The 14644-nt window shown below is 60.7% G+C and carries 16 protein-coding genes and 1 pseudogene; 14 read left to right on the forward strand and 3 right to left on the reverse strand.

Features of this window, described 5'->3' with window-relative positions; genetic code table 11:
• Together eno and ftsB are read left to right on the forward strand one after the other, a co-directional pair.
• Nucleotides 1–467 (forward strand): annotated as a pseudogene (eno, locus tag ACNOHI_RS23030) (phosphopyruvate hydratase); the annotation flags it as partial.
• A gap of 63 nt (nt 468–530) precedes the next feature.
• On the forward strand, nt 531–854 hold the full coding sequence (gene ftsB / locus ACNOHI_RS23035) for a cell division protein FtsB (protein ID WP_420477059.1): 324 nt from the start codon (nt 531–533) through the stop codon (nt 852–854).
• A gap of 37 nt (nt 855–891) precedes the next feature.
• On the opposite strand, the gene hslO is transcribed toward ftsB, so the two are convergent.
• Nucleotides 892–1818 carry an Hsp33 family molecular chaperone HslO gene (hslO, locus tag ACNOHI_RS23040; protein ID WP_420477060.1) on the reverse strand — a complete coding sequence of 309 codons (927 nt, stop codon included), beginning with the start codon at nt 1816–1818 and terminating at the stop codon, nt 892–894.
• Nucleotides 1818–2342, reverse strand: coding sequence for a gamma carbonic anhydrase family protein (locus tag ACNOHI_RS23045; RefSeq protein WP_420477061.1), 525 nt, complete (start codon nt 2340–2342; stop codon nt 1818–1820). Before ACNOHI_RS23045 ends, hslO begins: the two co-directional genes overlap by 1 nt.
• Before the next feature lie 55 nt (nt 2343–2397).
• Between ACNOHI_RS23045 and ACNOHI_RS23050 the strand changes: the two genes are divergently transcribed.
• The 3 genes from ACNOHI_RS23050 (at nt 2398) to ACNOHI_RS23060 (ending at nt 4713) form a co-directional block, all read left to right on the forward strand.
• Entirely contained in the window at nt 2398–3213 is an 816-nt protein-coding gene (locus ACNOHI_RS23050) for a ferritin-like domain-containing protein (RefSeq protein WP_420477062.1), read from the forward strand.
• Between the two features lie 91 nt (nt 3214–3304).
• Nucleotides 3305–3571: a hypothetical protein gene (locus ACNOHI_RS23055; protein ID WP_420477063.1), complete on the forward strand. Its 267-nt coding sequence runs from the start codon at nt 3305–3307 to the stop codon at nt 3569–3571.
• Nucleotides 3572–3687: 116 nt separating this feature from the next.
• Nucleotides 3688–4713 (forward strand): patatin-like phospholipase family protein, encoded by a 1026-nt coding sequence (locus ACNOHI_RS23060; RefSeq protein ID WP_420477064.1) that lies wholly within the window; start codon nt 3688–3690, stop codon nt 4711–4713.
• Between the two features lie 3 nt (nt 4714–4716).
• On the opposite strand, the gene ACNOHI_RS23065 is transcribed toward ACNOHI_RS23060, so the two are convergent.
• Nucleotides 4717–6387 (reverse strand): acyl-CoA synthetase, encoded by a 1671-nt coding sequence (locus ACNOHI_RS23065; RefSeq protein ID WP_420477065.1) that lies wholly within the window; start codon nt 6385–6387, stop codon nt 4717–4719.
• A 113-nt stretch (nt 6388–6500) separates the two neighbouring features.
• Here ACNOHI_RS23065 and ACNOHI_RS23070 point away from each other — a divergent pair, with 113 nt between their 5' ends.
• From ACNOHI_RS23070 to bamC, 9 genes are all read left to right on the forward strand, one after another.
• Nucleotides 6501–7388, forward strand: a complete 888-nt coding sequence (locus tag ACNOHI_RS23070) for an alpha/beta fold hydrolase (protein WP_420477066.1) — start codon at nt 6501–6503, stop codon at nt 7386–7388.
• A 91-nt stretch (nt 7389–7479) separates the two neighbouring features.
• Nucleotides 7480–8316 (forward strand): 3',5'-nucleoside bisphosphate phosphatase, encoded by an 837-nt coding sequence (locus ACNOHI_RS23075; protein ID WP_420477067.1) that lies wholly within the window; start codon nt 7480–7482, stop codon nt 8314–8316.
• Nucleotides 8317–8421: 105 nt separating this feature from the next.
• Nucleotides 8422–9303 carry a protease HtpX gene (gene htpX, locus ACNOHI_RS23080; RefSeq protein WP_420477068.1) on the forward strand — a complete coding sequence of 294 codons (882 nt, stop codon included), beginning with the start codon at nt 8422–8424 and terminating at the stop codon, nt 9301–9303.
• 47 nt (nt 9304–9350) lie between these two features.
• Nucleotides 9351–9974, forward strand: coding sequence for an L-threonylcarbamoyladenylate synthase (locus ACNOHI_RS23085; RefSeq protein ID WP_420477069.1), 624 nt, complete (start codon nt 9351–9353; stop codon nt 9972–9974).
• Nucleotides 9975–10028: 54 nt separating this feature from the next.
• Nucleotides 10029–10688, forward strand: a complete 660-nt coding sequence (locus ACNOHI_RS23090) for a site-2 protease family protein (protein ID WP_420477070.1) — start codon at nt 10029–10031, stop codon at nt 10686–10688.
• Nucleotides 10689–10693: 5 nt separating this feature from the next.
• Nucleotides 10694–11896: a tryptophan--tRNA ligase gene (locus ACNOHI_RS23095; RefSeq protein ID WP_420477071.1), complete on the forward strand. Its 1203-nt coding sequence runs from the start codon at nt 10694–10696 to the stop codon at nt 11894–11896.
• Nucleotides 11897–11905: 9 nt separating this feature from the next.
• Nucleotides 11906–12469, forward strand: coding sequence for a class I SAM-dependent methyltransferase (locus tag ACNOHI_RS23100; RefSeq protein ID WP_420477072.1), 564 nt, complete (start codon nt 11906–11908; stop codon nt 12467–12469).
• 83 nt (nt 12470–12552) lie between these two features.
• Entirely contained in the window at nt 12553–13431 is an 879-nt protein-coding gene (dapA, locus tag ACNOHI_RS23105) for a 4-hydroxy-tetrahydrodipicolinate synthase (RefSeq protein WP_420477073.1), read from the forward strand.
• Between the two features lie 52 nt (nt 13432–13483).
• A complete protein-coding gene (gene bamC, locus ACNOHI_RS23110) occupies nt 13484–14635 on the forward strand; it encodes an outer membrane protein assembly factor BamC (protein WP_420477074.1) in 1152 nt (383 codons plus the stop codon).
• The last annotated feature ends 9 nt before the right edge of the window (nt 14636–14644 follow it).

A 14644-nucleotide genomic window follows, 5' to 3' on the forward strand; every position in this document is an offset into this window, starting at 1 on the left:
CGACCTGGTGCGACAAGTACCCGATCATCTCGATCGAAGACGGCATGGCCGAGAACGACTGGGAAGGCTGGGCGACGCTGACCAACGCGCTGGGCAAGAAGGCGCAGCTGGTGGGCGACGACCTGTTCGTGACCAATACCAGGATCCTGCGTGAAGGCATCCAGAAGAACATCGCAAACTCCATCCTCATCAAGATCAACCAGATCGGTACGCTGACCGAGACGTTCGCGGCGATCGAGATGGCCAAGCGCGCGGGCTACACGGCCGTGATCTCGCACCGTTCGGGCGAGACCGAGGATTCGACGATTGCGGACATCGCGGTCGGCACCAATGCGCTGCAGATCAAGACCGGCTCCATGTCCCGTTCCGACCGCATGGCGAAGTACAACCAGCTGCTGCGCATCGAGGAAGACCTCGGCGACATCGCCAGCTACCCGGGCCGCAGCGCGTTTTACAACCTGCGTTAACCGGAAGTGACAGTTGGATGAAATTTGGGGGCGTCTGCCCCCAAATTTCTTTAGAATGCACGCATGCGTCTCATCACACTCAGCCTCGCGGCACTGCTCCTGTTGATCCAGTATCCCCTGTGGCTGGGGAAGGGCGGCTGGCTGCGTGTCTGGGATCTAGAGGGACAGGTCGAAACCGCGCAGAAGAAGAACGCCGAGCTCAAGGCGCGCAACGACAAGCTCAATTCGGAAGTGCGGGATCTGCGGGATGGGACGGGCGCGGTGGAAGAGCGCGCGCGCTACGAGCTGGGGATGATCAAGAATGGCGAAATCTTTGTCCAGATCCTTGATCCGGGCAGTTCGATTTCGACGGCGCCGAAGCCTCCAACCGCACCTAAATCCAACTAGATTGAAAAAACGCCGGGACATCCCGGCGTTTTCATTTTCAGTGCCGTGAACTGCCCGCCTGTTGCAAGGCATCGCGGGCATTGTCCGTCGCGAACAGCTGGGCGCAATCGACTTTGTCGAATTCGTAATGCTGCCCGCAGAAATCACAGTTGATCGACAGCTTGCCGAGATCGTCCAGCGCGGCGTCGATTTCCGGCTTCCCCAGCATGATCAGCATGTTGCCGACCTTCTCGCGGCTGCAACTGCAGTGGAAGCTCGGATGCGCCGGTTCGAATACGCGAATCGTCTCTTCCCAGAACAGGCGGCGCAGCAGCGTATTGATGTCGGTTGAAAGCATTTCTTCTTTGCGCAGCGTTGATGCCAGCACCACGGTGTGGTTCCACGCTTCGAGGTCATCGGCCACCTGCGTGCCGGTACCGCCGTCGCGCGGCAGCTTTTGCAGCAGCAGGCCGCGCGCCACGTTCTCGTCCGCCGCCAGCCACAGCTTGGTGTCGAGCTGTTCCGAACGCAGCATGTAATTCTCGATCGCGATCGCCACGGATTCGCCGTCGAGGGGAACAATGCCCTGGTAAGGCTGCTGGCCGGGCAGCTTGTCCGCCGGATCGAGCGTGATCACGAAGCGGCCCTGACCATGGGCATTGACCAGTTGATTGAGTCCTGCGCCTTCCGGAATGACGGCGTCGGCCGCCAGCTTTGCCGTCGCGCGCAGGCGCAGATCGGAGTCGCATTCGATCACCAGCAGCTTCACGGGGCCGTCGCCGTGCATCTGCAGGATCATCATGCCCTTGAACTTCAGGTTCGCCGTCAACAGCGCGGCGGCGGCAAGCAGTTCGCCCAGCAGCGTACGGACGGGGGCGGGGTAGTCCTTGCGCGCCTGGATCTGTTTCCAGGTCTCGGAAATCTCGACCAGTTCGCCGCGTACTGCGGCATTTTCAAAAATAAATCGTTGCAGCGTATCCATCATTACCCAATTCGTTTCAGTTCTTTCTTGAACAGCTGGCCGCGCTTGACGTAGTTCGCGGTGTTGCCATGCATGCGGGCGATGTCTTCCTCGCTCAAGGTGCGGACCGCCTTTGCTGGGGACCCGATAATCAGCGAGTTGTCGGGAAATTCCTTGCCCTCGGTGACAAGCGCGCCCGCGCCTACCAGGGAGTTGCGGCCGATTTTTGCACCGTTCAGGATGACTGCCTGGATGCCGACAAGGGAGCCATCGCCAATTGTGCAGCCATGCAACATCGCTTGATGGCCAACGGTCACGTTCTTGCCGATTGTCAGTGGAAAGCCGGGATCGGTGTGCAACACGCAGCATTCCTGCACGTTGCTGTTTTCGCCCACGGTAATCAGTTCATTGTCGCCACGTATCGTGACCTCGAACCAGACGCTCGCGTTAGCTTCGATACGTGCCTTGCCGATAACGTTCGCGGAGTCCGCCACATAGGCGGAAGGATCGATATGCGGGGCGCTCTCGCCCAATTGGTAGATAGCCATGGATTTCCGTAAAATCGGGAGTTTCGTGTGAATCCGACATTTTACCGCCCATCGCATGAACCCATCGAATGACCAACCCGAGGAACTCCGTGCGCTTGCACTGGATTGGCTCTGCCGAGCCGACCCTCTTGCCAAGGTCGACGGTGTCAAATCACTCCAAACCCGCTGGTCAAAGGGGCAGATCGGTCTCGATGTGGCAGTGCACCTGCTTCCGACGGGGCCGATACCCGGCCGGCCGACACGCCCCGCTCTGGTGTCGCCGCTCGAAGTCAAGCATCGTTCGATGCGAACCGCGGAAGGCCGCGCAGCGATGATTCATGCGCTTGCCCACATCGAGTTCAATGCAATCAACCTGGCGCTGGACGCGATCTGGCGCTTTCCCGGCATGCCCTCCGATTTCTATTCGGATTGGCTGCGTGTCGCTGCGGAGGAGGCCCTGCATTTCTCCCTGCTGGACGCGCATTTGCGCACGCTCGGTTTCGCGTATGGCGATTTCTCCGCGCACAACAGTCTGTGGGACATGGCGGAGAAAACGAATGGCGACCTCCTGGCGCGCATCGCGCTCGTACCCCGCACGATGGAGGCACGCGGACTGGACGCCTCTCCGCCGGTAAGGGCGAAACTGGCGCAGGCCGGTGACCAGGCGGCCGCGGAAATACTCGACATCATCCTGCGCGACGAAATCGGCCACGTCGCTACCGGCAACCGCTGGTACGGGTGGCTGTGCACCGAGCGCGGCCTTGAACCCATCGCTACTTATGCCAGATTGGCGCAGGCGTACAAGGCTCCTCCGTTGAGAGGACCATTCAACCTGGAAGCACGGCGCGCTGCTGGGTTCAGCGAAGCTGAATTGGCCGAACTCCCTATGTGAATTGCACGCTGGTAACTTTGCGGAACCTTGCCCTAACGCGTGAGGTCTTTGTTGACATGGGAATAATCCCGCAAGCACAAGGGAGTGCATTATGTTGTCATCAGGAACCGTTCTTGCACGGCTGTTTGCCGCAGCCTGCCTCATTACCGGGCTTGTCGCGTGCGAAAAAACAAATACCGCGGCCGGAGAAAAAGGGCCCGCTGAAAAAGCCGGCCAACAGCTCGACCAGGCGGCGTCGCGCGCCGGCGAGGAATTGAACAAGGCCGCCGAAGTGGCTGGCAAAGGACTCCAGCAGCTCGGCCAGAAAATCCAGAACGAGGCCGAGCAAGCGCAACAGGCGCAGCCGAAGAAAGAATAAGTACCGTTCTCATCCCATCATGCGTGCGTCCGGCCATGACCGGCGCGCGCGCATGCCTGTGTACGAACAATGCGCGATGATCCTGAATGGGCCGCGCAAGACACGACAGGACATCCATGGAGAAAAAAAGCGTCACACTCGCGCTGCAGGGCGGCGGATCGCACGGTGCCTTCACCTGGGGTGTACTCGACCGCCTGCTTGAAGATGAGCGAATCCAGATCGAAGGCATTAGCGGCGCCAGTGCTGGCGCCATGAACGCCGTGGTGCTGGCACACGGGATGACGGCAGGCGGACGCGATGGCGCACGACAGGCACTGAGGGATTTCTGGGAGGCGGTGGCGAACAGCGCGCCATTCAGCAATGTTCCCGACAATCTCGTCGCACCGTCCAACCTTGCGGCACAGTCCGATCTACCGCCGGCATTCAAACCCTTGCTGTCGTTGCTGCGCTTCTTTTCACCCTATCAGCTCAATCCGTTCGACATCAATCCCCTGCGCGATATCCTCGCAAGGCAGGTCGACTTTGAACGTTTGCGCGCGGAGTGCGACATTCGTCTTTTCATCGCGACGACGCAGGTCAGCACCGGCACTCTTCGACTGTTCCGCACGCGGCAGATGTCAATGGAGGTCCTGCTTGCGTCGGCATGTCTTCCATTGCTGCACCGGGCGGTGGAAATCGAGGGTGAAGCGTACTGGGACGGCGGCCTGACGGCCAATCCGCCGCTTTTTCCGTTGGTTCACAAGTGCGTCGCACGCGACATCGTCGTCGTGCTGCTGCATCCGCAGCCGCATAACCATGTGCCGCGCAGCGCGGACGATATCTGGCACAGGCTGACTGAGATGGGATTCAGCTCGACGTTCTTTACCGAGTTGCAGGGATTGATTCTGGCGCAGCGGGAGGCCAAGCGCAGTTGGTTCTCGCTCGGACGGCTGGAACGCCGCCTGCGGCAGCTCAACATGCATGTCGTCGAGTCGCAGGAATTGATGAGCCAGCTCGGCAGGCACAGCAAGCTCAACGCTCACCCCGCCTTCATCCACGGTTTGCATGAAGAGGGGCGGCGTCGCGCAGAGGCCTGGCTGGAGCGCAATTTCCGGCAGATTGGAGTGCGATCGTCCTTCCAGCTTGCGCGGCTGTTCGGCTAGACCTTATTGCTGTGAAGCGCGCTCCTGTTCCATCATGCGCAACACACGGCGTTGCACCTTTCCCGTGGTGGTCATCGGCAATTCATTGATGAACTCGATTTCCTTCGGATACTCGTAGGGCGCGAGCTTGCCGCGCACATGCGTCTGCAGCTCGGCAATGAGTTTCTCGTCGGCCTCCCTGTTGCGGGGCGTGCCGGCCGTCAGGACGATGAAGGCCTTGACGACGTTGCCGCGCTCCGGATCCGGCTTGGGGACGACGGCAACATTCGCGACCGCCGGGTGCTTGACCAGGCAGTTTTCGATCTCCGACGGGCCGATGCGGTAGCCGGCTGCCTTGAACATGTCATCGGCGCGGCCCTGGTACCAGAGGTAGCCATCTTCATCGACCAGTGCGAGATCGCCGGTGCGGCACCAGTCGCCGGAGTACTTGTTGCGCGTGGCGTCCGGATTCTTCCAGTATTCGATGAAGAAGATCGGGTCCGGATGACCGTGGATATCCGTGCGATTCAATGCGACCTCGCCGATTTCACCTGGCTTGACCGGATTGCCGTCGTCATCGATCACAGCGATACGGTGCCCCGGGTAGGCGCGCCCCATGCTGCCCGGCTTCGCCGGCCACTGGTGCACGCTGTTGCCGACGATATAGTTCATTTCCGTCTGGCCGAACATCTCATTCGGCGCGACATCGAGTGCGGACTGGCACCAGTTGAACACGGCGTCGCCGACCGCTTCGCCGGCGCTCATGATGGCGCGCAGTTTCAGCTTGAACTTGTCCTTCGGCGTCGGATAGGCCTTCATCATCATCTTCAGCGCGGTCGGGAAGAGGAAGGTGTTGGTGACGCCGTATTTTTCGAGGAGGTAGAACGCCGTGTCCGGCGAAAAGCGGCCGCGGAAGCCGACGATCGGCATGCCGAAATACAGCGTCGGCAGCAGCGCATCCCAAAGGCCGCCGGTCCAGGCCCAGTCTGCCGGGGACCAGAACACGTCGCCTTCCTGAGGGAACCAGTTCTGCGAGGCGACGAAGCCGGTCAAGTTCCCGATCATGGCAGAGTGAGGGATCAGCGCCCCCTTCGGCGCGCCGGTCGTGCCACTGGTGTAGATGAGGACGGCCGGATCTGTCGCCAGCGTCGGGGTGGCGTCGAAATGCGTGCGCGCCTTCGACAGCTCGGTGTTCATGTCCAGCGCTTCCGGTGCGTCGCAATCGACCGCGATGATGTGCTTCAGCGCCGGGCAGTTCGGCCTTGCCGCACGGAGGTTGTCCAGGCCGGCCTGGTCGACGATGGCAACTTCCGCTTCGCTGTTCTGCAACCGGTACTCCAGTGCATCGGGGCCGAACAGGATGGACAACGGCATCGCGACGGCGCCCAGCTGGTAGCACGCCATGTGCGCCACGGCCGTCTCGATGCGCTGCGGAAGGATGATGGCCACGCGGGCGCCTTTTTTCACGCCAAGGCGAGCCAGCACATTAGACAGCCGGTTGGTCTGCTCATGCAGCGCCGCGTACGTGAGGGTGGCGGTATTGCCTTGGTCGTCTTCGTAGTAGATCGCGATCCGTGATTTCTCTCCGGCCCAGCGGGTGCAGCAGACCTGCGCAATGTTCAGCGTTTCGGGAACATGCCAGTGGAAATGGTTGTACAGCTCGTCGTAACGATCGGCGCCTGCGGCAGAAGTCATGTCCTCTCCATTATAATTATCGAACGGGCGTTCTATTAATTTGCCTTTCCGGCAACCTGGCTATTATGCCGATTTCCGGAAATTCCATTCTTGATCTGGGTAACCGAAAAAACATGAAGCCATCCCGCTCCGAATTCATCCCCGTACGGGGACTTCAATACCACGTACGGCACTGGGGCAGGGAAGGGGCGCCGAAGCTCTTCATGGTGCATGGATGGATGGACGTCTCCGCGTCGTTCCAGTTCATGGTCGATTGCCTGCAAGGCGACTGGCACGTGATCGCGCCGGATTGGCGCGGTTTCGGACTGACGAAGGCACCGGCTGTCGACTGCTACTGGTTCCCTGACTATATGGGGGACCTCGACGCAATTCTCCAGCACTATTCCCCAGGCCATCCGGTCGATCTTCTCGGCCACAGCATGGGTGGCAATGTCGTGTGCCTGTACGCCGGCGTGCGGCCGGAACGGGTTCGGCGGCTGATCAACCTCGAAGGCTTTGGACTGGCGGCGACCCGGCCCGAGCAAGCACCAAAGCGCTATGCAAAATGGCTGGAAGAGTTGCGCGAGCCGCCTGGCATGCGTCCGTACGCATCGCGCGAGGACGTGATGCGACGCCTGCAGAAGAACAATCGCCGCCTGACGGATGAACGCGCGGATTTCCTGTCGCGGCACTGGTCTGCCGAAAATGAGCGCGGCGAGTGGGACGTGCTCGGCGACCCAGCGCACAAGCTCGTCAGTCCCGTTCTCTACCGCGTGGAAGAGGTGCTCGCGTGCTGGCAGGAAATTGCGGCGCCGGTTCTGTGGGTGGAGGCGGACGATACCGAAGCATGGCGCTGGATGGGGCCGAAGGAAACGGCCCGCATCGAAATCGACCGCCGACTCAGTTTCCTGAAGAATGTCACGACGGCATCGATCGCTGACGCCGGCCACATGCTGCACCACGACCAGCCCGAAGCCCTTGCACGCCTGATCGAGCAGTTCCTCGACGCTCAAGCGGGATAATCCGTGCTCGCCTGCTGTCGAACGGAGTTGCCTGCAGACTCACGCGCACTCGGCGTACAATAGTTCACTCCTGCCAATCCATTCAAAATGCATGCTTAACGTCGACCTTCATTGCCATTCCACCGTATCCGACGGTTCGCTCTCGCCGGCGGCGGTTGCTGCGCGCGCGAAGGCGGGCGGCGTGGATGTCTGGGCTTTGACGGACCACGACGAAATCGGCGGCATTCCGCAGGCACGCGAGGCCGCGCTGGCGCTCGGCTTGCGCTACGTTACCGGTGTCGAGATTTCGGTGACCTGGGCAAGGCATACCATCCACATTGTCGGCCTGAATTTCGACGAGAAGAACGAAGACTTGATCAAGGGGCTCCAGAGCACGCGTTCCGGACGCGAACGCCGTGCTCACGAAATGGCCGAGCAGCTCGCTGCAGTCGGTGTGCCTGACGCCTTCGAGGGCGCGTTGAAGTATGTGGGCAACCCTGACCTCATTTCGCGCACCCATTTCGCTCGGCACATTGTCGAAACCGGCATTTGCAGGGACATTCAGGACGTGTTTTCCAGATTCCTGATCGAGGGCAAGCCGGGCTACGTACCGCACCGCTGGGCAACACTCCAGGACGCGGTCAAATGGATTCGCGGCGCGGGCGGGATTGCCGTGGTCGCCCACCCTGGTCGCTACGACCTGACCGACATGGAACGGGATGTCTTCCTCGCTGAATTCAAGCGTGCAGGCGGAACCGGTGTTGAAGTCGTGACCGGAAGCCACACGGTGGAGGAGTTCGGCATCTATACGCGTGTCGCCCGCGCGCATGGCCTGCTCGCCTCGCGTGGCTCGGATTTCCATGCACCGGGCGAATCGCAGACTGAGCTCGGCTCGCTGCCCCCATTGCCACCCAGCCTCACCCCCGTCTGGCACGACTGGCGCATTTAATGCCCTCGGAGCAGGCTTTGCGCCTTGCTTCTGTGGCATGATCCGCCACTTGAATTTCCGGGAAATAACCCTAACTAGATGTCGCTTTCGAACGGAGGCTTATTCATGAAACGAATCGTCCTTTTCCTGGCGACCAACCTGGCAGTCGTGCTGGTGATGTCGGTGGTGCTGTCCTTGCTCGGCGTCAACCGCTACCTTACCGCGAACGGTCTCAATCTCGGTATGCTGATGATGTACTCGCTCGTGGTTGGCTTTACCGGCGCCATCATTTCTTTGCTCATGAGCAAGCAGATGGCGAAGTGGTCAACGGGCGCGCACGTCATCGATGCACCGTCGACGTCGACTGAACTGTGGCTTGTCGACACGGTAAAGCGACTGGCGGATCGCGCCGGTATCGCCATGCCCGAAGTCGCAGTGTACGAAGGCGAGCCGAACGCTTTTGCCACGGGGGCATTCAAGAATTCCGCGCTGGTCGCCGTCTCGACGGGCCTGCTGCAAAACATGACGCGCGAAGAGGTCGAGGCGGTGCTCGGCCACGAGATTGCCCACGTTGCCAACGGCGACATGGTGACACTCACGCTGATCCAGGGCGTGGTGAATACCTTCGTCGTCTTCCTTGCGCGCGTAGTCGGCTATATGATCGACAGGACGGTGCTGCGCAACAACGACGATCGCGGCCCGGGGATCGGCTACATGGTCACCGTGTTCGTCTGCGAGATCGTGTTTGGCATCCTGGCATCAATGATCGTGGCCTGGTTCTCGCGCTACCGCGAGTTCCGTGCTGACGCGGGATCGGCCAAGCTGCTGGGCAACCCGCAGCAGATGGTCAAGGCGCTGGCGCGCTTGGGAGGGCTGGAGCCGCCAGAAAGCATGCCGCAGAACTTTAAGTCCTTCGGTATTAATGGCGGACGCTCCGGTTTTGCGGCGCTGTTCTCGAGCCATCCTCCGATTGAAGAACGTATTGCAGCGCTTCGCGGCGCGTACTGATAACAAGAAACCTGCAACGGCGGTCGTTCAAGGCCGCCGTTCTTCTTATGAGCCAATTTTTTCAAATCCATCCGGACAACCCCCAACTGCGCCTCATCAAGCAGTCCGCGCAAATCATCCACGGCGGCGGCATCGTCGCGCTGCCGACCGACTCGTGCTACGCGCTGGTCTGCCACCTCGACGACAAGGGCGCGGTTGAGCGCCTGCGCCGCATTCGCGGCGTGGACGACAAGCACCACCTGACCTTGCTGTGCCGCGACCTGAGTGAAATCGCGCAATACGCGCGCGTCGATAACCGCCAGTACCGGATGTTGAAGGCCGCTACTCCAGGACCATTTACCTTCATTCTGGAAGCGACCAAGGAAGTCCCGCGCCGTCTCAGCCACCCGTCGCGCAAGACGATCGGCCTGCGCGTACCGGAGAATACGATTGCCCACGCGCTGCTGGATGAACTGGGGCAGCCGCTGATCGGCACTACCCTGATCCTTCCGGAAGAGGATGATCCGCTGACCGACCCCGACGAGATCCGCGACAAGCTCGAACGCCAGGTCGAGCTCGTGATCGACGGCGGCGCATGCCACCTCGAACCCACCACCGTGATCGACCTCACTGATGCCGAACCGGTACTCGTACGCCAGGGGCGCGGCGACGCGTCCATGTTCGGGCTCTGAGCCCGCACCCGCCCCGAACGGCGGGCATCTTTTCCCCTCTGATAAAATCCCTCAATGGATCAGATTATTCAAACGATTGCAGTGTATGCACTGCCGGTGATCTTTGCGATCACCCTGCATGAGGCGGCACATGCATACGCGGCGCGTTACTTCGGCGATTCGACGGCCTACCTGCAGGGTCGAATGAGTCTCAACCCGATCAGGCATATTGATCCGTTCGGTACGCTGATCATTCCGGCAATCCTTTATATCGCCACCTCAGGTGCGTTTCTCTTCGGCTATGCCAAGCCGGTGCCGATCGACTACGGCAACCTCCGCAAGCCCAAGCGCGATATGGCTTGGGTTGCGCTCGCCGGCCCCGGGGCAAATTTCGTCATGGCCTTGCTCTGGATGATTTTTGCGATCATCCTCAGTGTGGGCGACGTGCACGAACCGTTCTTCCTGCGGATGGCACAAGCGGGCGTCCTGAGCAACCTGGTCATGTTCGCGTTCAACCTGTTTCCAATTCCGCCGCTGGACGGCGGACGCGTCCTGACCAGTGCCTTGCCGAACCGGCTCGCCTACAAGTTTGCGCGCATTGAACCCTATGGTTTCTTTATCGTCATGGGCCTTGTGCTCCTGAAAGTCCTGTATTTCTGGATGGCGCCGGTGATGCTGCTGGCGCATGAGGCCCTGAAACTGATCCTTTTCCCCCTGACTCTTTTTCTGAACTGAACCCTATGTATCCCGACCGCGTAGTTTCCGGCATGCGTCCGACTGGTGCGATGCACCTTGGCCACTTTCACGGCGCGCTGAAGAACTGGATCAAGATGCAATCCGAATTGCCCTGTCTGTTCTTCGTCGCCGACTGGCATGCGCTGACCACCCATTACGACGACCCGAGCATCATCGAAACGAGCACCTGGGACATGGTTATCGATTGGCTCGCTGCCGGTATCGACCCGGCACAGGCCACGCTGTTCATCCAGTCCAAGGTGCCGGAGCACGCCGAACTGCACCTGCTGCTGTCGATGGCGACGCCGCTCGGCTGGCTGGAGCGCGTGCCGACCTACAAGGATCAGCAGGAAAAGCTGGCCGACCGCGACCTTGCCACCTATGGCTTCCTCGGCTACCCGCTGCTGCAGGCCGCCGACGTCCTGATCTACCGTGCCAGCCAGGTGCCGGTCGGGGAAGACCAGATTCCGCACATCGAAATGATGCGCGAAATCGCTCGCCGCTTTAATCACCTGTACGGGAAGGAAAAGGGATTCGAGGAAAAGGCGCAGGAAGCAATCAAGAAACTGGGCAGCAAGCGTGCCCGCATGTACACCGAACTGCGCACTGCTTATCAGGAGCAGGGCAACGCGGACGCACTGGAGCAGGCAAAGGCCATGCTCGACGAAACGCAGAACCTGTCGATGATCGATCGCGAGCGCCTGTTCGGCTACCTCGAAGGCAGCCGCAAAATCATCCTGGTCGAACCCCAGGCGAAACTGACGGAATCGTCGCGCCTGCCGGGTCTCGACGGACAGAAAATGTCCAAGAGCTACGGCAACACGATCACGCTGCGCGAGGACAAGGAATCGGTGACCAAGAAGGTCCGCACGATGCCGACTGACCCGGCACGCGTACGCCGCACCGACCCAGGTGACCCGGAAAAATGCCCGGTATGGCAGCTGCACCAGGTGTATTCGGACCAGGACACCAAAGACTGGGTCGTCAAGGGCTGCAAGTCGGCAGGCATCGGTTGCCTCGAGTGCAAGCAGCCGATCGTCGATTCCATCCTCAAGGAACAGGAGCCGATGCGCGAGCGCGCGCAAAAGTACCTCGACGATCCTTCGCTAGTACGCGCAATTGTTGCCGACGGTTGCGACAAGGCGCGCAAGCTGGCGCAGGAAACGATGCGGGATGTGCGCGACGCGATGGGCCTGGGTTACAACTAAGCGCTTGCCTTGGCCGCTTCACACGCCTCTGCTGATACGCCTTCGGCCTGGGTTGCGCGATTTGCGCCACTCCTTCCCGCGGGCGAGGTGCTTGACCTGGCCTGCGGAGGAGGGCGCCACGCGCGCCTTCTTGCAGGGCTCGGGCATCTCGTAATCGGAGTCGATCGCGACCCCTCGGCGCTGGACGCGACAGCCGGGCCGGGTATCGTTACACATCAGGTGGATCTCGAAGCCGAAGATGCGGTGTGGCCGTTTGACGCGGGCAGGTTCGCCGGTATCATCGTCACCAATTACCTGCATCGGCCACTTTTCCCGCACATCCTTCGTAGCCTTGCCCCCGAAGGTGTCCTTCTCTATGAAACTTTCGCTGTCGGGAATGAGCAATTTGGCAAGCCTTCCAATCCCGACTTCCTGCTTCGCCCAGGCGAGCTACTCGACTTCGCTGCAAAGAGTGACATGCGTGTCATCGCATTCGAGGATGGATACGTTGAAACACCCAAGCCAGCGATGGTCCAGCGCATCTGCGCCGTGAAGTCGCAGGCACGCGAGCACAGCCGGCATAGCCTTTCCTGAGCCCGTTTTCGCCCCGTATTGCCCCACGGGAGCAGGCTATCCGCTACAATCGATCTTTTATTTCTTTACCCGATAACATCATCATGATCCAGGGCAGCATTGTCGCCATTGTCACCCCCATGCACGCAGACGGCAGTCTCGACCTGCCGGGGCTGCGCAAACTGATCGACTGGCATATCGCCGAAGGCACCGACGGCATCGTCATCGTCGGCACCACCGGTGAATCGCCGACCGTCTCGGTCGAAGAGCACTGCGAGCTGATCAAGATTGCCGTCGAACATACCGCGAAGCGTATCCCCATCATCGCGGGTACCGGCGGCAATTCGACGACCGAAGCGATCGAACTGACGCAATATGCCAAGAACGTTGGGGCCGATGCCTCCCTGCTCGTGGTCCCGTACTACAACCGTCCGACCCAGGAAGGCATGTACCAGCACTTCAAGAAGATCGCCGAGTCTGTCGACCTGCCCGCGATCCTCTACAACGTGCCCGGCCGTACTGTCGCCGACATGGCCAATGAAACCATCCTGCGCCTTGCGCAAGTGCCCGGCATCATCGGCGTCAAGGATGCGACTGGCAATATTGCCCGCGGCAGCGACCTCATTCGTCTCGCGCCGAAATCCTTCGCTGTCTATTCCGGCGATGATCCGACAGCCATGGCGCTGATGTTCTGCGGCGCCAAGGGCAATATCTCGGTCACGGCGAACGTCGCACCGCGCGGCATGCATGACCTGTGCCTCGCTGCGATGGCTGGCAAGGTTGCCGAGGCGGTCGCGATGAACAACAAGCTGCTTCCGCTGCACAACAAGCTTTTCGTCGAGCCGAACCCAGTTCCGGTGAAGTGGGCGATGGCAGAGATGGGACTGATCCCGTCCGGCATCCGCCTGCCGTTGGTGCCGCTGGGCGAGGGCTATCAGGATACCGTGCGCGCCGCCCTGCGCGAATCCGGTGTATTACAATAAGCGCCGCATTTCGTCCGGCAGTCACGCAGACTTCACCTCAATCAGCATCGACATGACAATTCGAAAGAACACTCGTATCGCTCAACGTGGGATCATTTTCGGGCTGGCGATTGCCGGCCTGACTGGCTGCAGTACCATTGGATCGGTACTGGAGCCGGACCGCGTCGAGTACAAGAGCGCCGGCAAGGCGCCGTCACTGGAGGTGCCGCCGGACCTGACGCAATTGCAGCGCGAGAACCGCTACGCCATCCCCGACGCCAACCGGGGCACGGCGACGGCGTCGTCCTACAGCCAGCAACAAGCTGCCCGTCCTTCGTCGCCCACTGCCGTAGTTGCGGTCAAAGCGGCAACCGACATGCGCATCGATCGCGCTGGCAACCAGCGCTGGCTCGTCGTCAACCAGGCGCCTGAAGCGCTGTGGCCGCTCGTAAAAGACTTCTGGCAGGAGTCAGGATTCCTGATCAGTTACGAAGTCCCCCAAGCCGGCGTGATGGAGACCGACTGGGCCGAAAACCGCGCAAAGATTCCGCAGGATTTCATTCGCAATACCTTAGGCAAGGCGCTGGATTCGCTGTACTCCACCGGCGAGCGCGACAAGTTCCGTACGCGGCTGGAGCGCACTGCCGACGGCGTAACCGAAATCTACATCAGCCATCGCGGCATGCAGGAAGTACTCGTCGGCCAGCAGAAGGACAGCACGATGTGGACCCCGCGCCAGCCGGATCCTGAGCTTGAAGCCGAATTCCTGACACGCCTGATGACCCGCCTTGGTGCGGAAGCGACTCAGGCGAGGACGACCGTGGCCAATGTTGGCCTGCAGCCGTCGCGCGCCAAGCTGGTCAAAGGCACGAGCGGCGGTTATGTCGAAGTCGATGAAGGTTTCGACCGTGCGTGGCGCCGTGTCGGTTTGGCCCTGGATCGTGTCGGCTTTACAGTGGAAGACCGTGACCGTACGCAAGGCATCTACTTCGTCCGCTACGTCGATCCAGATGCCGACCAGAAGAAGGCATCGGAGAAGGGCTTCCTGTCGCGGCTGTTCACGTTCGGTTCTGATGACAGTGCGAAATCGGCACAGCGATACCGCGTTGCGGTGAAGGCGGCCGGCGGTGCAAGCCAGGTGTCGGTGCTGAACGCCGAAGGGCGCCCTGATTCGTCGCAGACTGCGGACCGGATCCTTTCGCTCCTCAATGAACAACTCAAGTAAGTTCAAGTA

The organism is Noviherbaspirillum sp. ST9 (assembly GCF_048799745.1).
Classification (GTDB): Bacteria; Pseudomonadota; Gammaproteobacteria; order Burkholderiales; family Burkholderiaceae_D; genus Noviherbaspirillum.